18 protein-coding genes and 1 pseudogene are annotated in these 16,983 nt (G+C 70.2%); 15 read left to right on the forward strand and 4 right to left on the reverse strand.

Annotated features, from left to right (window positions below):
• The 3 genes from KF737_RS00005 to KF737_RS00015 form a co-directional block, all read left to right on the forward strand.
• Positions 1 to 709 (forward strand): D-alanyl-D-alanine carboxypeptidase family protein (locus tag KF737_RS00005; RefSeq protein ID WP_296448768.1); only part of this gene is annotated, 709 nt, incomplete at its 5' end.
• 11 nt (positions 710 to 720) lie between these two features.
• Positions 721 to 1,518 (forward strand): alpha/beta fold hydrolase, encoded by a 798-nt coding sequence (locus KF737_RS00010; RefSeq protein ID WP_296448771.1) that lies wholly within the window; start codon positions 721 to 723, stop codon positions 1,516 to 1,518.
• Positions 1,519 to 1,775: 257 nt separating this feature from the next.
• Positions 1,776 to 3,416, forward strand: a complete 1,641-nt coding sequence (locus KF737_RS00015) for an acyl-CoA dehydrogenase family protein (protein ID WP_296448774.1) — start codon at positions 1,776 to 1,778, stop codon at positions 3,414 to 3,416.
• A gap of 172 nt (positions 3,417 to 3,588) precedes the next feature.
• Here the strand turns inward: KF737_RS00015 and KF737_RS00020 are convergent, their stop codons facing one another.
• Both KF737_RS00020 and KF737_RS00025 read right to left on the reverse strand, forming a co-directional pair.
• The gene (locus KF737_RS00020) at positions 3,589 to 4,245 is read right to left on the reverse strand and encodes a TetR/AcrR family transcriptional regulator (RefSeq protein ID WP_296448777.1); all 657 of its coding nucleotides are present in this window, start codon (positions 4,243 to 4,245) and stop codon (positions 3,589 to 3,591) included.
• Between the two features lie 19 nt (positions 4,246 to 4,264).
• Complete coding sequence (locus KF737_RS00025) at positions 4,265 to 4,915, reverse strand: TetR/AcrR family transcriptional regulator (RefSeq protein WP_296448782.1); 651 nt, start codon at positions 4,913 to 4,915, stop codon at positions 4,265 to 4,267.
• Between the two features lie 337 nt (positions 4,916 to 5,252).
• Between KF737_RS00025 and KF737_RS00030 the strand changes: the two genes are divergently transcribed.
• The 3 genes from KF737_RS00030 to KF737_RS00040 all read left to right on the forward strand — a co-directional run bounded on the left by KF737_RS00030 (position 5,253) and on the right by KF737_RS00040 (position 6,553).
• Complete coding sequence (locus tag KF737_RS00030) at positions 5,253 to 5,450, forward strand: twin transmembrane helix small protein (RefSeq protein ID WP_296448785.1); 198 nt, start codon at positions 5,253 to 5,255, stop codon at positions 5,448 to 5,450.
• On the forward strand, positions 5,450 to 6,034 hold the full coding sequence (locus KF737_RS00035; protein WP_296448788.1) for a cob(I)yrinic acid a,c-diamide adenosyltransferase: 585 nt from the start codon (positions 5,450 to 5,452) through the stop codon (positions 6,032 to 6,034). The genes KF737_RS00030 and KF737_RS00035 overlap by 1 nt, the downstream gene beginning before the upstream one ends.
• A 114-nt stretch (positions 6,035 to 6,148) precedes the next feature.
• Positions 6,149 to 6,553 carry an endonuclease domain-containing protein gene (locus KF737_RS00040; protein ID WP_296448790.1) on the forward strand — a complete coding sequence of 135 codons (405 nt, stop codon included), beginning with the start codon at positions 6,149 to 6,151 and terminating at the stop codon, positions 6,551 to 6,553.
• 44 nt (positions 6,554 to 6,597) lie between these two features.
• Here the strand turns inward: KF737_RS00040 and KF737_RS00045 are convergent, their stop codons facing one another.
• Positions 6,598 to 6,864, reverse strand: coding sequence for a hypothetical protein (locus KF737_RS00045; protein WP_296448793.1), 267 nt, complete (start codon positions 6,862 to 6,864; stop codon positions 6,598 to 6,600).
• 148 nt (positions 6,865 to 7,012) lie between these two features.
• Here KF737_RS00045 and KF737_RS00050 point away from each other — a divergent pair, with 148 nt between their 5' ends.
• The 9 genes and pseudogenes from KF737_RS00050 to KF737_RS00090 all read left to right on the forward strand — a co-directional run bounded on the left by KF737_RS00050 (position 7,013) and on the right by KF737_RS00090 (position 15,515).
• On the forward strand, positions 7,013 to 7,759 hold the full coding sequence (locus tag KF737_RS00050) for an electron transfer flavoprotein subunit beta/FixA family protein (protein ID WP_296448796.1): 747 nt from the start codon (positions 7,013 to 7,015) through the stop codon (positions 7,757 to 7,759).
• Positions 7,760 to 8,692, forward strand: coding sequence for an electron transfer flavoprotein subunit alpha/FixB family protein (locus KF737_RS00055; protein ID WP_296448799.1), 933 nt, complete (start codon positions 7,760 to 7,762; stop codon positions 8,690 to 8,692). It abuts the gene before it with no gap.
• Between the two features lie 297 nt (positions 8,693 to 8,989).
• Positions 8,990 to 9,867, forward strand: a pseudogene (locus KF737_RS00060) (3-hydroxybutyryl-CoA dehydrogenase).
• A 214-nt stretch (positions 9,868 to 10,081) separates the two neighbouring features.
• Entirely contained in the window at positions 10,082 to 10,462 is a 381-nt protein-coding gene (locus KF737_RS00065; RefSeq protein WP_296448803.1) for a YciI family protein, read from the forward strand.
• Positions 10,459 to 11,715, forward strand: a complete 1,257-nt coding sequence (locus KF737_RS00070) for an RNA polymerase sigma factor (RefSeq protein ID WP_296448806.1) — start codon at positions 10,459 to 10,461, stop codon at positions 11,713 to 11,715. Before KF737_RS00065 ends, KF737_RS00070 begins: the two co-directional genes overlap by 4 nt.
• A 119-nt stretch (positions 11,716 to 11,834) precedes the next feature.
• A complete protein-coding gene (locus KF737_RS00075; RefSeq protein ID WP_296448809.1) occupies positions 11,835 to 13,148 on the forward strand; it encodes an EAL domain-containing protein in 1,314 nt (437 codons plus the stop codon).
• A gap of 58 nt (positions 13,149 to 13,206) precedes the next feature.
• The gene (locus KF737_RS00080; RefSeq protein WP_296448814.1) at positions 13,207 to 14,067 is read left to right on the forward strand and encodes a TIGR01459 family HAD-type hydrolase; all 861 of its coding nucleotides are present in this window, start codon (positions 13,207 to 13,209) and stop codon (positions 14,065 to 14,067) included.
• 70 nt (positions 14,068 to 14,137) lie between these two features.
• Positions 14,138 to 14,560 (forward strand): MaoC family dehydratase, encoded by a 423-nt coding sequence (locus KF737_RS00085; RefSeq protein ID WP_296448817.1) that lies wholly within the window; start codon positions 14,138 to 14,140, stop codon positions 14,558 to 14,560.
• Between the two features lie 13 nt (positions 14,561 to 14,573).
• Entirely contained in the window at positions 14,574 to 15,515 is a 942-nt protein-coding gene (locus KF737_RS00090; protein ID WP_296448820.1) for a bifunctional riboflavin kinase/FAD synthetase, read from the forward strand.
• A 62-nt stretch (positions 15,516 to 15,577) separates the two neighbouring features.
• Here KF737_RS00090 and KF737_RS00095 read toward each other — a convergent pair whose 3' ends face one another.
• Positions 15,578 to 16,933, reverse strand: a complete 1,356-nt coding sequence (locus KF737_RS00095; protein WP_296448821.1) for a VWA domain-containing protein — start codon at positions 16,931 to 16,933, stop codon at positions 15,578 to 15,580.
• Between the last annotated feature and the right edge of the window lie 50 nt (positions 16,934 to 16,983).

Consider the following 16,983-nt stretch of genomic DNA (forward strand, 5'->3'; position numbering starts at 1 on the left):
GCTGGCGACGCTGGCCTGGGCGCCGTTCGGGCGGGCGGAGACGGGATGGGAGATCTACGTCCCGCTGATCCAGCACGAGATCGGCGCCGCCTGCGGGCCGGAGACCGAGGCGTTCGCCGCGGCGCTCGCCGCCTGGCAGGGCGCGAACGGGCAGCCGGCCGACGGGATGCTGAGCGAACCCTCGTTCCTGGCGATGAAGGGCGCGGTGCAGACGCGGCGCGAGTTCGTGCGGTTCGTGGCCGACGGCGCCTGCCCGGAGACCCCCGACCTGATCACCGCGGCGCGGCCGGAAGAGGGGCTGGGCGGCAAGCCGGTGTGGATGCGGCCGCGGGCGCTGGAGGCCTATCGCGCGATGGTCGCGGCGGCGCGGGCCGAGGTCCCCGAGATCGCCGCCGACCCGCGCAACCTGACCATCTTCTCGGGCTATCGCAGCCCGTCGGCGGACGCGGCGCGCTGCGCGGCCGAGGGCAATTGCAACGGGATCGTGCGCGCCCGCTGCTCGGCGCACCGCACGGGGCTGGCGGCGGACCTGTTCGTCGGCGCGGCGCCCGGCTTCAGCGCGGATTCGACGGCCGACGCGAACCGGCTCTTCATGACGCGGACGGCGGCCTACCGCTGGCTGCTGGCCAACGCCGGGCGGTTCGGCTTCGTGAACTACCCGTTCGAGCCGTGGCACTGGGAGTGGACAGGCGAGGCGCCCGCGCCTTAACGTCGCGCCCCATGCCCACCACGATCCTGAACGGCGCCGAGATCGCCTACGACGACATCGCCCCGCCGGGGCCCGCCGAGCGCACGATCCTGCTGCTCCACGGCTTCGCGTCGAACCGCAACGAGGGCTGGAAGCGGACCGGCTGGTACCAGGGCCTGGGGCGGCGCGGGTTCCGCGTCATCGCCATGGACCAGCGCGGGCACGGCGAGAGCGCCAGGTTCCACGACCCCGCCGACTACGGGCGCGAGACGCTGGCGGCCGATGCGCTCGCGCTGCTGGACCACCTCGGCGTCCGCGCGCCGGAGGTGTTCGGCTATTCGATGGGCACGCGCACGGCCATGCAGATGGCGCTCGACGCGCCCGACCGGGTGAACAACCTGATGCTGGGCGGCGTGGGCGGCAAGCTGTTCGACCCGCCGCAGGCCAACGCGCACGGCGAGAGCATCGTCACCGCCATGAACGCCGAGGACCCGGCCAGCATCAGGACCGAGTTCCTGAGGAGCTTCCGCCAGTTCGCCGACGAGCAGGGCGAGGACCGGCAGGCGCTCGCGGCGTTCTCGCAGGCGCAGAGCCCTGCCCTCGACCGCGCGGCGCTGGGCCGGCTCGACATGCCGGTGCTGGTGGTGGCGGGCGCGGGCGACGACCTGGCGGGCGATCCCGAGGCGCTGGCGCGGGTGTTCCCCCACGGGCGCGGCGTCACCCTGCCGGGCTGCGACCACTTCTCGGCCATCCCGCATGCGGCCCTGAAGGCCACCGTCCTCGATTTCCTGGACGGCATGCTCGACGACGACTTCCCGCCGTTCGAGTAGCGCCGCGAAGGCCGCGAAGCGGCGCCTTCCGATTCGGTCAAACCGCGGAATGCGCGGAATGACGCGGAAAGCGGCTCCGGAACTCCTTCCGCGAAATTCCGCGTATTCCGCGGTTCCAGGTGACTGAGCTTCCGCTTCCGCGAAGGCTCGCGGACCACCGCGCGTACGACAGGTCGATGTCGGCGCCGGCGACGTCCTTTACAGGGCACGGCAAAGCCGCCTCGCCCGATGCCCCGCAACCCTGCCATAGTGTGCGCATGACTCTCGTTATCCCGAAGCTCCCGGGCCTGCTCGAAGAGGCCGCCGACGAGGCCGCCGCCATGGTGGCCTCGATCACCGGCTCGGTGCGGAGCCGGGTGTGCAAGGGCGACGCCCTCGACCGCAAGCTGCTCGACGCCGAGCAGCACGTGGCGCACGGGCTGGCCTGGGCGGCTTCCTACGCGGAGACGCTGCGCCAGGTGGCGGCCTGGGCGCGGGACCTGGGGCCGCTGTTCACGGAGGCCGAGGCGCTGCCGGCGCAGCTCCTGGCGCACGAATACCTGAGCCAGCTCGCCGGCGGCATCCCGATGAGCCAGGGCGAGGTGTTCCGTCCGTCGGACGTGTTCGCGCCGGCCGAGCGGCTGACGCACGTGCTGGGCCGCTTCCGGCCGGCGGCGTCGCAGAAGTGCAAGACGCGGATCGTCGAGCTGCTGGCCCGCGCGCAGGGCCAGCCCTCGCTGGAGGCGAGCGGGCTGGACGAGACCCTGGTGCTGGCGCGCCACCAGTTCCACGAGTTCACGCAGGACAGGATCACCCCCCACGCCCACCGCTGGCACCTGAACGACGAACTGATCCCGATCGAGCTGCTGCAGGAGCTGGGCGACCTCGGCGTGTTCGGCCTGACCGCGCCCGAGGCATGGGGCGGCTCCGGCCTGGGCAAGGTGGCCATGTGCGTGGTGACCGAGGCGTTGTCGCGGGGCTGGATCGGCGCGGGGTCGCTGGCGACGCGCTCGGAGATCGCCACCGAGCTCCTGCTGGCGCACGGCACGGAGGACCAGAAGCAGAAGTACCTGCCGGGCATCGTCTCGGGCGCGATCATCCCGACGGCGGTGTTCACCGAGCCCGACACCGGCTCCGACCTGGGGTCGCTGAAGACGCGGGGCCTGCGCTGGGCCAACGGCTGGAAGGTCTACGGCGCCAAGACCTGGATCACGCATGCGGCGCGCGCCGACCTGATGACGCTGCTGGTGCGGACGGATCCCTCGAAGAAGGACCACCGCGGGCTCTCCATGCTGCTGGCCGAGAAGCCGCGCGGGACGGCCGACAACCCCTTCCCCGCGCCCGGCATGAGCGGCGGCGAGATCGGCGTGATCGGCTATCGCGGCATGAAGGAGTACGAGATCGGCTTCGACGGCTTCGAGGTTCCGCACGAGAACCTGCTGGGCGGCCAGGAGGGCCAGGGCTTCGTGCAGCTCATGGCGACGTTCGAGAGCGCCCGAATCCAGACCGCCGCGCGCGCCATCGGCGTGGGGCAGAGCGCGCTGGACCTGGCGCTGGACTACGCGCTGACCCGCAAGCAGTTCGGCGAGCCGATCGCCCACTTCCCGCGGGTGGCCAACAAGCTGGCGATGATGGCGGCCGAGCTGGCGGGCGCGCGGCGGCTGACCTGGTTCGCGGCGCGGTCGAAGGACGAGGGCCGCCGCTGCGATCTCGAAGCCGGGATGGCGAAGCTGGTGGCGGCGCGGGTCGCCTGGGCGGCGGCGGACAACGCCGTGCAGGTCCACGGCGGCAACGGCTTTGCGCTGGAGAGCCCGATCAGCCGCGTCCTGGCCGACGCGCGCATCCTCAACATCTTCGAAGGCGCCGGCGAGATCCAGGCGCAGGTCATCGCGCGCAGGCTGCTGGAAGGCGCGAACTGAGCAAACCCGATTGTCATCCCGGTTTCGCGAAGCGAAGACCGGGACCCAACCTTCCGGTGCTCTGAGTTTAGTGGGCGGCCCTGAACGTTGGGCCGTACTCCTTGGCGCGGAGCACCAGTCGGTTGGGTCCCGGTCTTGGGCTCCGCCCAAACCGGGATGACAACGCGTGGGGTCAGTCCCGGGGGGCGAAGCCGTCGGCGATGAGGCCGATCTGGCGGTCCATGACGGCGATCATGCCCTTGGCGTCGGTGTCGTTGGTGATGACGAGGCGGTACGTCCAGGCATAGGCGCTGCACAGGAGGTCGATCACCTCCTGCAGGTCGATGTCGTGGCGGACGTCGCCCTCGGCCTGGCCGCGCAGGAGCGTCTCGCGGATGATCTGCTGCAGGCGCTGGTTGCGGCCGTAGGGCCGGGCGCCGGGCGCCAGCGTCCAGTCGTAGGCGGCGGCGATGTGGCTGAGGAACAGCCGCACGTGCCGGGCCTCGAACTCGAAGTGGACGGCGAACATGGTCCTGAGGCGATCGGCCGTGGAGCCGCGCACGTGGGGCATCACCCGGTCGATCTCCGCGTAGAGCGGGTCGAGCCGGGCGGCCATCACCTCGGAGAGGATCTCGCCCTTGGAGGCGAAGGTCGTGAAGACCGATCCCACGGCGACGCCGGCATGACGGGCGATCTCGCGGATCGTCGTGCCTTCGTAGCCGTGGGTGTCGAACAGCTCCCGCGCCGCGGTGATGACCCGCTGGCGCGTCGCTTCCTTCTGCGACTGCCGCGCGGGCGGAACCCCCTTTTCAGGAGAAGGAGGGGGCGTGGGTCCGACGTCAGCCTTCATCCGGGATTCGGTCGCGGCCTCAGCCGCGACGGGCGCCCGCCAGCAGGATGCGGATCTGGTCGCGCGAGCGCGCCTGCAGCGCGTCCAGGCTCCAGCCCTCGAAGATCGCCTGCGGGAAGTTCGACAGGTAGGTGTCGAACAGCATCTGCGAGCGGAGCTTCACTTCGGCTTCCTGCGACAACTCGCCGCGGGTGACGGCGTTCGCCAGGGTCTCGGTGAAGAGATCCTGCATGATCAGGTTGTTGGGCAGCCCGCGCAGCGTGGGGCCGCCGTCCTTGTCCCACGACACCGAGAAGGCCGCGCGGGCAAGCTGGAGGCGGGTCTTGTAGAAGGTGTAGCCCGCCATGAACATCTTCAGCAGGCCGTCCTCGACGTTGCGGCCGCGCTCGGCGGCTTCGCGCATCGACGCGATCAGCGCCTCGATGTCGTCGACCATGATCTCGCGGAAGAGATCCGACTTGTCCGTGAAGTTGGCGAAGACCGCGCCGGTCGACATCCCGGCGGCCGAGGCGATGTCCCGGATGGTGGCGCCTTCGTAGCCTTGTTCGGAGAAGAGGCGGCGCGCGGCGGCCAGGACCTTCAGGCGGGTCTGCTGCTTGGCGAGGGCGCGACGGGTGGGGGCGCGGGCCGGAGCATCGGCGGCGACCGAGTTGGGGGAGATGTGCTTCATTCGTCTCTTGTTGTTCACCGGAGGGGGGTTCCGGCGAAGGGCTTGGTTTGAGGGAGAAACCGGCGTCGGCGTAGCCTATCACCGGCGGTGAACATGTTCAACTAACTCGTTACTCGAACTAGGTTGCAGGCTTGCAATCCGCCAGGCGACGACCTGTCCGGAGCGAGGACCGCGGTCCGCAAATCCTTATTCCACAAGGAAGACTCAGTCATCTCCGATCCAGCCTGCGGGGCCTGAGCAGCGCTCGTTGAACATGATCATGGGCGCTAAAGTCAAGTTTCAAATGAACATGGGCTTGGCGTTGGCCTAGTCCCCGTCTGAGGCCTAAGTTGGGCGCATGGACGTGTTCGACTACCTCATCTACGCGGCGCTGGCGGCGGTCGCGATCGTGCTTGCGGCGGGCATCTATGCGCTGTTCCGCGGCGGCGACTTCGGGCGGTCGTATTCCAACAAGCTGATGCGCCTGCGGGTGCTGACCCAGGCGATCGCGGTGGCGGTGCTGTGCCTGGCGGTCTGGTGGCGCAGCCAGAGCTGATGGTCACGCTCAACCGCATCTACACGCGCACCGGCGACGCCGGGACCACGCGGCTCTCCACCGGCGCGCCGGTGAGCAAGGCCGACCTGCGGGTCGAGGCCTACGGCGCGGTCGACGAGACCAACGCCTGCGTGGGGCTGGCGCGGACGGGCGAAGGCGTCGACGCCGAGCTCGACGCCATGCTGGCGCGCATCCAGAACGAGCTCTTCGACCTGGGCGCGGACCTGTCGACGCCGCCCAGGGACGGGGAGGCCGAGGGCTCCGTGCTGCGGGTGACGGACGCTCAGGTGACCTGGCTGGAGGGCGCCATCGACGCGCTGAACGACCGCCTGCCGGCGCTGCAGTCGTTCGTGCTGCCGGGCGGGACGCCGGCGGCCGCGGCCCTGCACCTGGCGCGGACGGTGTGCCGCCGCGCCGAGCGCGAGGCCGTGCGGCTGGTGGAGGCCGGCGAGCCGGTGAGCGGCCCGGCCATGCGCTACCTGAACCGCCTGTCGGACTTCCTGTTCGTCGCCGCGAGATGGGCCAACAACCGCGGCGAAGCCGAGGTCTTCTGGCAGAGCGGCAAGACGCGTTCCCTCCCTTAATGGGAAGGGACAGACCGCGTAGCGGTCAGGGTGGGGCAGCCTGACCCAAACTCGGCGCCACGCGATTCCCAATCCCCACTTGCATATCGGAACATATCATGAACATTGTGACCCATGCGCTCCGAGATCACCCGTGCCCGCGAGTTTCGCAGCAACATGAGCGAGCCGGAGGTGATGCTGTGGAGCCGGCTCAAGCTGTTGCGCGAGCGGGGCTTCCGCTTCCGCCGCCAAGCGCCGTTCAAGGGCTTCTTCCTCGACTTCGTCTGCTACTCGCGGCGGCTGGTCGTCGAGGTCGACGGGAGCCAGCATGGCGAAGACGTTCAGGGCGCGCACGACGCCATGCGTGACGCGATCCTGCGGCGGCAAGGTTTCACGGTCCTGCGGTTCTGGACCAGCGAGGTGCGCGGAGATCCCGGTGGCGTCGTGGACCGGGTGATCGCTCACTTGGAGGCGACGCCGCGGGTGCATGAGGACGCTAGCCGGCGGGCGCGGAGCCTGGGTCAGACTGCCCCACCCTGACCGCGCTGCGCGCGGTTTGTCCCTCCCCATTAAGGGAGGGAAGGCTACTTCTTCGCCGCCGGCTGGTCGCGGCCGATGGCCTTCTTGGCTTCGGCCAGGGCCTTCTCGTCGGTGATCAAGCGGCCGGTGATGTCGCTGGTCAGGACCGGGGTGGCGCAGATTCGCTCGACCGGGTCCCACCACTTCTTGAGCTCCTTCTCGCAGTGCATGGCGGGCTGCACCCACCACACCTGCCAGACGCCCACGCCGATGGCCGCGGCGATGAAAAGGCCGAAGAAGATCAGCTTCAGGCGCTCGATATTCGGGTTCATGCGGCGCTTTTACGTAAGGAGAGGCGGGTCTGGCTAGGTTTGTGGGACGCCATCGAAGCGCGGCGGCTGCACTTGCAATGCGCGCCGGAACGGGTATCAGCCACCCGCTTATTGCATTTCCGCGAACAATTTGAGGCGCTAGCAACCCATGAAGGTGTTGGTCCCGGTCAAGCGGGTGATCGACTACAACGTCAAGGCCCGCGTGAAGGCCGACCAGACGGGCGTCGACCTCGCAAACGTCAAGATGTCCATGAACCCGTTCTGCGAGATCGCGGTCGAAGAGGCCGTCCGTCTCAAGGAGAAGGGCGCGGCCACCGAGGTCGTCGCCGTGTCGGTGGGCCCGACGCAGGCGCAGGAGACCCTGCGCACGGCGCTGGCCATGGGCGCCGACCGCGCCATCCTGGTGCAGACCGATCAGGACCTGGAGCCGCTGGCGGTGGCCAAGGTGCTGAAGGCGGTGATCGCCGAGGAGGCGCCTGAGCTGGTCCTGATGGGCAAGCAGGCGATCGACGGCGACAACAACGCGGTCGGCCAGATGCTCTCGGCGCTGCTGGACTGGCCGCAGGCGACCTTCGCCTCGGAAGTGACGATCGGCGGCGGCAAGGCCACCGTGACCCGCGAAGTCGACGGCGGCCTGCAGACCATCGACGTGACGCTGCCGGCGGTGGTGACCGCCGACCTGCGCCTCAACGAGCCGCGCTACGCGTCGTTGCCCAACATCATGAAGGCCAAGAAGAAGCCGCTGGACGTGAAGGAGCTGGGCTCGCTCGGCGTCGACACCGCGCCGCGCCTGAAGGTCGTCAAGGTCACCGAGCCGGCCAAGCGCTCGGCCGGGATCAAGGTGGAGACTGCCGGCGATCTCGTCTCGAATCTCAAGACTGCGGGGGTCCTCTAAATGGCCGTTCTCGTCATCGCGGACCACGACAACGCGACCCTCAAGGACAACACGCACAAGGTGGTGACCGCCGCTCAGGGCATCGGCGGCGACGTCGACATCCTGGTGGCCGGGACCAATGTGGCGGCCGTAGCGGCGGAAGCCGCCAAGATCGCCGGCGTGCGCAAGGTGCTGACGGCGGAGAGCGCCGAGCTGGGCCAGGGCCTGGCCGAGGCGGTGGCCGACCTGATCGTGGGCCTGGCCCCCGGCTACGACGCCATCCTGACGCCGGCCACCTCGCAGGGTAAGAACTTCAGCCCGCGCGTGGCGGCGAAGCTGGACGTGGCGCAGATCTCGGACGTGACCGAGGTCGTCTCCGCCGACACCTTCACCCACCCGATCTACGCCGGCAACGCCATGGAGACCGTGCAGTCCTCCGACGCCAAGAAGGTGCTGACGGTGCGCCCGACCGCCTTCAAGGCGGCCGCGGAAGGCGGCTCGGCCAAGGTCGAGAGCGTCGCGGCCCCGGCCGCGCCGGCGAAGACGAAGTTCGTCGACCAGAAGATCGTCAAGTCGGCCCGCCCCGAGCTGGGCGCCGCCAAGATCGTGGTCTCGGGCGGCCGCGCCATGGGCTCGGCCGAAGAGTTCCAGAAGGTCATCGAGCCGCTCGCCGACAAGCTGGGCGCGGCCGTGGGCGCCAGCCGCGCCGCGGTGGACGCCGGCTACGCGCCGAACGACTACCAGGTGGGCCAGACCGGCAAGGTGGTGGCGCCTGAGCTCTATGTCGCCATCGGCATCTCGGGCGCCATCCAGCACCTGGCCGGCATGAAGGACTCCAAGGTGATCGTGGCGATCAACAAGGACCCCGACGCGCCGATCTTCCAGGTCGCCGACTTCGGCCTCGTGGCGGACTACAAGGCCGCGGTTCCCGAGCTGATGAGCGCCCTGGGCTGATCACGGCCCCGGCCGCATCGACGACGGATCGAAGGGCGGGCCGCAAGGTCCGCCCTTTTTCCTTCCCGACGCACGTCATCCCGCGACTTGTTCGCGGGACCCATGATCGCGGGAGAGCGTTGCGACCCGCGGCGGCGGCTCGGCGCCACATCCTCGGCGGCGACCGGAAAGACACGCCTGCCGGAGCATCGATTTTGCGACGCAGCAAAGCTCTTGCCGCGCTGCGCCATACACGTGTTAGAAAGTCGCCTCTTTCAGAAGGGCGCGGCTGGCGCTCGGGCATCGAAGGCCTCGTCTATGGTTGGCATCAAGAAGGTCGGCATCATCGGCGCCGGCCAGATGGGCACCGGCATCGCCCACGTCGTGGCGCTCGGCGGCTATGACGTCCTGCTTCACGACGTGAGCCAGGAGCGGATCGACCAGGGCATCGCGCTGATCGAGAAGAACATGACCCGCCAGGTCGCCCGCGGCCTCATCGAACATACGGCGATGGAAGCGGCGGTCGCCCGCATCAAGCCGGCGGCGGAACTGCAGACCATCGGCGGCGCGGACCTCGCGATCGAGGCGGCCACCGAGAACGAAGAGACCAAGAAGACCATCTTCAAGGCGCTGCAGCCGCACCTGGGCGCGGACACCCTGCTGGCCTCGAACACCTCGTCGATCTCGATCACGCGGCTGGCCTCGGCCACCGACCGGCCGGGCAAGTTCATCGGCCTGCACTTCATGAACCCCGCGCCGGTCATGAAGCTGGTCGAGATCATCCGCGGCATCGCCACCGACGCCGACACCTACGAGACCGCCGTCAGCTTCGCCCAGTCGCTGGGCAAGACCACCTCGAACGCCGAGGACTTCCCGGCCTTCATCGTCAACCGCGTGCTGGTGCCGATGATCAACGAGGCGATCTACACGCTGTACGAAGGGGTGGGCACCGTCGACGCCATCGACACGGCGCTGCGGCTCGGCGCCAACCACCCGATGGGCCCGCTGGAGCTCGGCGACTTCATCGGCCTCGACACCTGCTGTCGATCATGAACGTGCTCTACGAGGGCCTTGCGGACTCGAAGTACCGCCCGTGCCCGCTGCTGGTGAAGTACGTCGAGGCCGGCTGGCTGGGCCGCAAGTCGGGCCGCGGCTTCTACGACTACCGCGGCGACAAGCCGGTCCCGACGCGCTGATTTCCCTCCCTTAATGGGGAGGGACAGACCGCGCGAAGCGCGGTCAGGGTGGGGAAGCCTGGACTAACCCCTGCCTCTCAGATTTCGCACTGCACTGCCCCACCCTGGCCGCTTCGCGGCCTGTCCCTCCCCATTAAGGGAGGGAAATTGCGGCGCTGCTTGTCGGCCCGACCTATCCTCGTTCGTCCTGCGACTGAACGGGAAGGCCTGCGCCATGCTCTACGCCCTGCTCTGCTACAACGACGAGGCCGCCGTCTGGGCCTGGGACAAGGCGCAGGACGACGAGGTCATGGCCCGGCTGGCCGTCGTGCGCGGCAAACTGGAGCGGGAGGGCAAGCTCGGGCCGTCGCTGCGCCTCCTGCCCACCACCGCGGCCACCACGCTGCGCAAGAGCGACCCGCCGCTGGTGATCGACGGCCCCTTCGCCGAGACGAAGGAGCAGTTGCTGGGCTTCTACATCGTCGACGTCGCCGACCTCGACGAGGCGGTCGCGGTGGCCAAGGAACTGGCCGAGGCCAACCCGGGCGGCGCGTACGAGATCCGGCCGCTCGCCCTGTTCAACGCCGGCGCGCCCCTGCGCGTCGAAGCCGTATGAGCGCCGACATCGCCTGGATCGACGCGGCGATCACCGCCGCGCGGCCCCAGGCGGTGGGCGCGCTGCTGCGCTATTTCCGTGACCTCGACACCGCCGAGGAGGCGTTCCAGGACGCCTGCCTGCGGGCGCTGAAGACCTGGCCGGCGAACGGCCCGCCGCGCGACCCGGCCGCCTGGCTGATCATGGTGGGCCGCAACGCCGCGCTGGACGGCGTGCGCAAGCGCTCGCGCAACACCGGGCTGCCGTCCGAGGAGGTGCTGAGCGACCTCTCCGACCAGGAGGCGCGCGCGGCCGACCAGGTGGACGCCGGCGACTACCGCGACGACGTGCTCAGGTTGCTGTTCATCTGCTGCCACCCGGACCTGCCGGCGACCCGGCAGATCGCGCTGGCGCTCAGGATCGTCTCGGGCCTCACGGTGAAGCAGATCGCCCGCGCCTTCCTGGTCTCCGAGGCGGCGATGGAACAGCGGATCACGCGGGCCAAGCGCGAGGTGGCGGCCGGCGAGGTCGCCTTCGAGACGCCGGGCGCGGTCGAGCGGTCGGAGCGGCTGGCGGCGGTGGCGGCCATGCTCTACCTCGTCTTCAACGAGGGCTATTCGGCCGGCGACAACCCCGAGCGGGCGCAGCTCTGCGGCGAGGCGATCCGGCTGACGCGCCTCCTGCTGCGGCTGTTCCAGGCCGAGCCCGAGATCATGGGCCTGCTGGCGCTGATGCTGATCCAGCATTCCCGCACGCCCGCGCGGTTCGACGCCGATGGCCAGGTCGTGCTGCTGGACGACCAGGACCGCGGGCTCTGGGACCGCAAGCTCGTCACCGAGGGCCTGGCGCTGATCGACAAGGCGATGCGCCACCGCCGCCCCGGCGCCTACCAGGTGCAGGCCGCGATCGCCGCGCTGCATGCCCGCGCCGCCACGCCCGCCGACACCGACTGGGCGCAGATCGACGCCCTCTACGCCGGCCTGGAGCGCCTGACGCCGTCGCCGGTGGTGACGCTGAACCGCGCCGTCGCGGTCTCGAAGGTCCGCGGGGCGGAGGCGGCGCTAGAGATGATCGCGCCGCTGGAGGGCCGGCTCTCGGGCTACTTCCACTTCCACGGCCTGCGCGGCGCGCTCAACCTCGAACTCGGCCGCCACGCCGAGGCCCGGGCCGCCTTCGACCGCGCCATCGCCCTGGCCGGCACCGCCGCCCAGGCCGCCCACATCCGCCGGCACCTCGACCGCCTGATGGCGGATCACCCCGCGCCGGCGGCGTGACGCACGGCGCGCCGCCGGCCCGATTCGGCGTTAACCAAACCCGAACCCGCCACATGGTTAATGAATTCGACTGAGCCGGAGTCCGCAGCGGATACTCCGGGTGATTCGGACGGGGTTCCATGCGGCGGCTTACGCTTACGCTTCTCTGCGCGACCTACCTGTGCCTGTCGCTGATCGTGGCGCTCACGCTGTGGCGCAACGGCCTGGGCGGCGGCGCGGCCATCTCGGCGTTCCTGGGCGCCTTCGGGCTCTGCCTGGCCTCGCACGGCATGGTCATGCGCTTCCTGGAGATGCGCGAGATCCGCGGCGAGGTCGAAGCCGTCCGCGACGCCCACAAGATCCTGCTGGACCAGGTGGTGCGCATCGACGGCCGCGTGACCGACGTGGCCCGCGCGGTCGAGGCCGACCTGACCCGCGGCGCCGAGCTTTCCAGCGAGGTCCACATGCTGGAGGAACTGGTGGGCCGGCTGGGCCAGCGGTTCGAAGAGCAGCCCTACCTGGCGGCCCGCGGTCATGACGTGCGTGAGGCGGCGGCCGCCGCCGCGCCGCGGCCGGCGGGCCTGCTGGAGGTGGTGAAGGACGCGCTGACCCAGAACCGCGTCGACCTCTACCTGCAGCCGGTCATGGCGATCCCGCAGCGCAAGACCGTCTTCTACGAGAGCTATTCGCGCCTGCGCGACGCGACCGGCCGCGTGATCCTGCCGGCGGAATACCTGAGCGTCGCCGAGCCCGCGGGCCTGGTCACCGCCATCGACAACCTGCTGCTGTTCCGCTGCGTGCAGATCGTGCGGCGCCTCGCGCGGCAGGACCGCCGCGTCGGCATCTTCTGCAACATCTCCATGGCGAGCCTGGGCGACGAGGGGTTCTTCCCGCAGTTCCTCGACCTGCTGCGCGCCAACCGCGACCTCGCGCCCGCGCTGGTCTTCGAGATCGGCCAGCAGGCGTTCGAGACCCGCAACGGCGTGCAGGCCCGCAACATGGCCCGCCTGGCCGACCTCGGCTTCCGCTTCTCGGTCGACAAGGTCGTGAACCTCGACATCGACCTGGCCGACCTCGGCCGGTCGGACGTGAAGTTCCTGAAGGTCGGCGCCCAGGCGCTGCTGGACGAGCTGACCGAGGTGGAGGACCGCCTGGTCCTGCGCTCGATGCCCGACCTGGCGGCCGAGGACTTCGCGCTGCTGCTCCGCCGCTACGGCGTCGACCTGGTGGCCGAGAAGGTCGAGAACGAGCGGCAGGTGGTCGACCTCCTCGACCTCGACGTCCAGTTGGCCCAGGGCCACCTGTTCGGCGCGCCCCGCGCGATCAAGGAATCGGTCCTCACCGAGGCCCCCGCGGCGCAGGCGGCTCCGCCGGCCACCCCGGTCGCGGCCCCCGCGCCGGCGCCCAGCGCCCAGCGCAGCAACATCGAGCGCATCGCCCGCCGCGCGGCCTGAGCCTCCTCTCCCTCTCCGCTTCGCGGGGGGAGAGGAGTGTGATAACCGCCGCGGCGCCATGACCTCCCCCACGCCGATTTCCGGGCTCCGCGAGCTCGCGTCCCGCTACGACGTCCTGCTGTGCGACGTCTGGGGCGTGATCCACAACGGGCGCGAGAGCTTCCCCGCCGCCTGCGCGGCCCTGGCGCGGTTCCGGGCCGAGGTGGGGCCGGTGATCCTGATCTCCAACGCGCCGCGGCCGCATCCGCCGATCGTCGAGCAGCTCGATTCGCTCGGCGTGCCGCGCGCGGCGTGGACGAAGCTGATCACCTCGGGCGACGCCACGCGCGGGCTGCTGGCCGAGCGAGGCGGCAAGGTCTGGAAGATCGGGCCCGACCGCGACGAGGTGCTGTACGAGGGCCTGGGGCTGGCCGCGGGCGGCCCCGACGACGCCGACTTCATCTGCGTGACCGGCCCCTACGACGACGAGACCGACGAGCCGGCCGACTATCGCGAGCGGTTCGAGGCCTGTGTGGCGCGCGGGCTGGACCTGATCTGCGCCAATCCGGACATCGTGGTGCAGCGGGGCGACAGGCTGATCTACTGCGGCGGGGCGCTGGCGCAGCTCTACGAGAGCCTGGGCGGCCGCGCAGTCATGGCGGGCAAGCCCTATGCGCCGATCTACCGGATGGCGCTGAAGGCCGCCGAAGCCGGGCTGTCGCGACCGATCGACACGGCGCGCGTGCTCTGCGTGGGCGACGGGCTGCCCACGGACGTGCGCGGCGCCAACGCCCGCGGGCTGGATATTCTCTTTGTCGCCAATGGGATACATGGCGGCGAGACCGTGGGGCCGGAGGGGCTGAACCGGGCCGTCGTCGGCGACCTCCTGCGGCAGGAAGGCCTGCAGGCGAACTGGGTGATCGCCGATGTGGCGTGGTGAACGGCGTACGCTGTAAGATCGACGGCAACGGGCTCGCGGCAAGGCGCGCCACGCAGAGCTTGGGGGAGCCGTGCAGGGATTCTATTTCGACGAGTTGACGGTCGGCCAGACCGCGGAGACCAGCCGCGTGGTCGGCCTGGCGGACATCCAGGCGTTCGCGGACGTCTCGGGCGACCACAATCCGCTGCACCTGGACGAGGCCTACGCCAGCACCACGACCTTCGGGGAACGCATCGCCCACGGCATGCTCTCGGCGTCGTTCATCTCGGGCCTGATCGCCAACAAGCTGCCGGGCGCGGGCGCCATCTACCTCTCGCAATCGCTGCGGTTCCGCCGGCCGGTGAGGATCGGCGACCTGGTGGTCGTGCGGGTGACGATCCGGACGCTGGACGAGGGCCGGGCGCACGTCACGCTCGACACCGCCTGCGAGGTGAGCGGCAAGACCGTGATCGACGGCGAAGCTCTGGTGATTGCGCCCCGCCGCCCGGCGTGACAATCGGGGGCGCATGAAGCGCATCCGGGTGATCCGCGGCTGGAACGACCTGTCCCCCGACGATCGGGGGGCGGCCGTCGCCATGGGCAGCTTCGACGGCGTCCACAGGGGCCACCAGCAGGTGATCGAGCTGGCCGGGCGCGCCGCGAACGAGCTGGGCACCCCGCTGGGCGTCATCACCTTCGACCCGCATCCGCGCGTCTACTTCCGCCCCGACGAGCCGGCGTTCCGGCTGATGAAGACCGACCAGCAGGCGCGCGCGCTGGAGAAGCTGGACGTCGACATCCTCTACGTCCTGCCGCTCGACGCCGAGCTGGCCGGCATGACCGACCGCGCGTTCGCGACCCGCGTGCTGCACGAGGGCCTGGGCGCGCGCCACGTGGCGGTGGGCTTCGACAACTCGTTCGGCAAGGGCCGCACCGGCACGCCCGACACCATGCGCCAGTACGGCGCCGAACTGGGCTTCGGCGTCTCGGTGGCCGAGCCGGTGGGCGATGGGGAGGGCGACAAGTATTCTTCGACCGCCGTGCGCCAGGCGCTGCGCGACGGCAGGCCCGAGGCGGCCGCCGAGATCCTGGGCCGCCCGTTCGCCATCGAGGGGCCGGTGCAGCGCGGGCGGCAGCTCGGCCGCAAGCTGGGCTTCCCGACCGCCAATGTCGACCTGGCCGACTACGTCGCCCCGCGGTTCGGGGTCTACGCCACCCGCACCCGGCTGTCGGACGGGCGGGAGTTCGCGGGCGTCGCCAACATCGGCGTGAACCCGACGGTGCATGGCGTCACCCGGCCGCTGCTGGAGGTCTGGCTCTTCGACTTCGACGAGGACATCTACGACCGCGTGATCGAAACCGACCTCGTGGCCTTCCTGCGGCCGGAGGAGAAGTTCGACAGCCTCGAGATCATGACCGACCAGGTCATGCGCGACGCCGACGCCGCCCGGAGGGTGCTGGGAAGCTAGGAGAATTCAACAGCTTCCGCTCATCCCGGCATTCGCCGGGATGAGCGGTATGAGTCGGGACGTCAGTGCGGGACGTAGCTCCTCAGCACGTCCTCGATGATGCGCTCCAGTTGCTCGATGGTGCCGCACTGCTTGGCCACGTGGCAGAAGCGGGCGTAGCGGTTCATGACGCTGTCGCCCTGGCCCCAGTAGCTCTCGGGTTCGGGGTTCAGCCAGATCACGGCGCGGCTGCGGTCGTGGATCTCGCGCATGAGGTCCAGCCGCGGGTCGGCGAAGTTCGAGCGGCCGTCGCCCAGGATGATCACCGTCGTGCGGCGGTCGAGCTTGTCGAGGTGCTGTTCCGAGAAGTCCTGCAGCGAGCGGCCGTAGTCGGTCTGCTGGAAGCCGATCTCCTGCAGCACCTTGAAGATCGCCTGCTCGACGCCGTGGTCGTCCAGGATGTCGTTCACGCTGATCATCCGGCCCGAGAAGGCGAAGGCCTCCATCCGGTCGACCACCTCGTTCAGCGAGTAGAGGAAGGTCAGCAGGAACTGGGCGGCGGCCGCGACCGACTTGCTCACATCGCAGATCGCCACGATCGACGGCTTGTCGACCTTCTTGACCTTGAACTGGATGTCGAAGGGCACGCCGCCGTAGGCGAGGCTGCGGCGCAGCGTCTTCCGGACGTCGAGGTGGCCCTTGTGGGCGATGTGGCGGCGGCGCGAGTACTTGGCGGCCAGGCGCTTGGCCATCTTCTTCACCAGCGCGGCCATGAGCTGGTAGTCGACCGGGTCGACGCCGCCGTCGGCGTTGAGCTGCTTGCGGGCGAGGCGCTCTTCCCGGAGCGCCTGGGCGGAGGCCGCGGCGTAGAGGTCGTGCTGGCGGGCGACGTACGCCTGCGCCTCCGTGAACAGGTCGCGGCGGGCCTGGTCGAGGCGGTCGGCGAGGCCCTGCTGCTCGGGGAAGCGGCGCGCGTTGGCGATGATCCGCTCGATCTCCTCCAGCCCCATCTCCTCCAGCAGGCGGCGCGTGAGGCGCGAGCGCTGGGTAGTGAGGCGGATGTCGGCGACGCCGGCCCGCCCCGCCGCCTCCTCCATGGCCTGCTGGATCCGGGCGTTGTCGCCGCTGAGCACCGCCTGGGCGAGCGGGCTCGACTCGGTGGCGGCCATGTCGGCGTCGCTGGGCTCGCCCTGCGGCGAGGCCGAGGGCGGCGGCATCGAGACGGCGTCGCGGGCGAAGAAGGTGTCGAAGACGGCGTCGAACCGGCCCACCTCGTCGGCCGACTTGGCGAGCGTCGAGCAGAGCGCGTCCTTGAAGAGCGTGCGGTCCGCGTAGCCCGTGACGGTCACCGCGCGCGAGGCGTCGATCGCCTCGGCCGGCGAGACCCGGACGTCGGCGGCCCGCAGCGCGCGGAAGAACTGCTCGAGCGTGTGCTGCATCTAGACCTCCTCTCCCCCCGGCGCAGCCGGAGAGGGAGAGGGCAGGGAGA

The organism is Phenylobacterium sp. (assembly GCF_019636135.1).
Lineage (GTDB): Bacteria > Pseudomonadota > Alphaproteobacteria > Caulobacterales > Caulobacteraceae > Phenylobacterium.

What these genes read in the sequence shown, in the direction of transcription:
- KF737_RS00010 (WP_296448771.1), top strand. Translation starts at nt 721, where the DNA reads ATGCCCACCACGATCCTGAACGGCGCCGAGATCGCCTACGACGACATC.
- KF737_RS00065 (WP_296448803.1), top strand. Translation starts at nt 10,082, where the DNA reads ATGCTCTACGCCCTGCTCTGCTACAACGACGAGGCCGCCGTCTGGGCC.
- KF737_RS00070 (WP_296448806.1), top strand. Translation starts at nt 10,459, where the DNA reads ATGAGCGCCGACATCGCCTGGATCGACGCGGCGATCACCGCCGCGCGG.
- KF737_RS00035 (WP_296448788.1), top strand. Translation starts at nt 5,450, where the DNA reads ATGGTCACGCTCAACCGCATCTACACGCGCACCGGCGACGCCGGGACC.
- KF737_RS00015 (WP_296448774.1), top strand. Translation starts at nt 1,776, where the DNA reads ATGACTCTCGTTATCCCGAAGCTCCCGGGCCTGCTCGAAGAGGCCGCC.
- KF737_RS00080 (WP_296448814.1), top strand. Translation starts at nt 13,207, where the DNA reads ATGACCTCCCCCACGCCGATTTCCGGGCTCCGCGAGCTCGCGTCCCGC.
- KF737_RS00045 (WP_296448793.1), bottom strand. Translation starts at nt 6,864, where the DNA reads ATGAACCCGAATATCGAGCGCCTGAAGCTGATCTTCTTCGGCCTTTTC.
- KF737_RS00090 (WP_296448820.1), top strand. Translation starts at nt 14,574, where the DNA reads ATGAAGCGCATCCGGGTGATCCGCGGCTGGAACGACCTGTCCCCCGAC.
- KF737_RS00050 (WP_296448796.1), top strand. Translation starts at nt 7,013, where the DNA reads ATGAAGGTGTTGGTCCCGGTCAAGCGGGTGATCGACTACAACGTCAAG.
- KF737_RS00095 (WP_296448821.1), bottom strand. Translation starts at nt 16,933, where the DNA reads ATGCAGCACACGCTCGAGCAGTTCTTCCGCGCGCTGCGGGCCGCCGAC.
- KF737_RS00020 (WP_296448777.1), bottom strand. Translation starts at nt 4,245, where the DNA reads ATGAAGGCTGACGTCGGACCCACGCCCCCTCCTTCTCCTGAAAAGGGG.
- KF737_RS00025 (WP_296448782.1), bottom strand. Translation starts at nt 4,915, where the DNA reads ATGAAGCACATCTCCCCCAACTCGGTCGCCGCCGATGCTCCGGCCCGC.
- KF737_RS00040 (WP_296448790.1), top strand. Translation starts at nt 6,149, where the DNA reads ATGCGCTCCGAGATCACCCGTGCCCGCGAGTTTCGCAGCAACATGAGC.
- KF737_RS00030 (WP_296448785.1), top strand. Translation starts at nt 5,253, where the DNA reads ATGGACGTGTTCGACTACCTCATCTACGCGGCGCTGGCGGCGGTCGCG.
- KF737_RS00075 (WP_296448809.1), top strand. Translation starts at nt 11,835, where the DNA reads ATGCGGCGGCTTACGCTTACGCTTCTCTGCGCGACCTACCTGTGCCTG.
- KF737_RS00055 (WP_296448799.1), top strand. Translation starts at nt 7,760, where the DNA reads ATGGCCGTTCTCGTCATCGCGGACCACGACAACGCGACCCTCAAGGAC.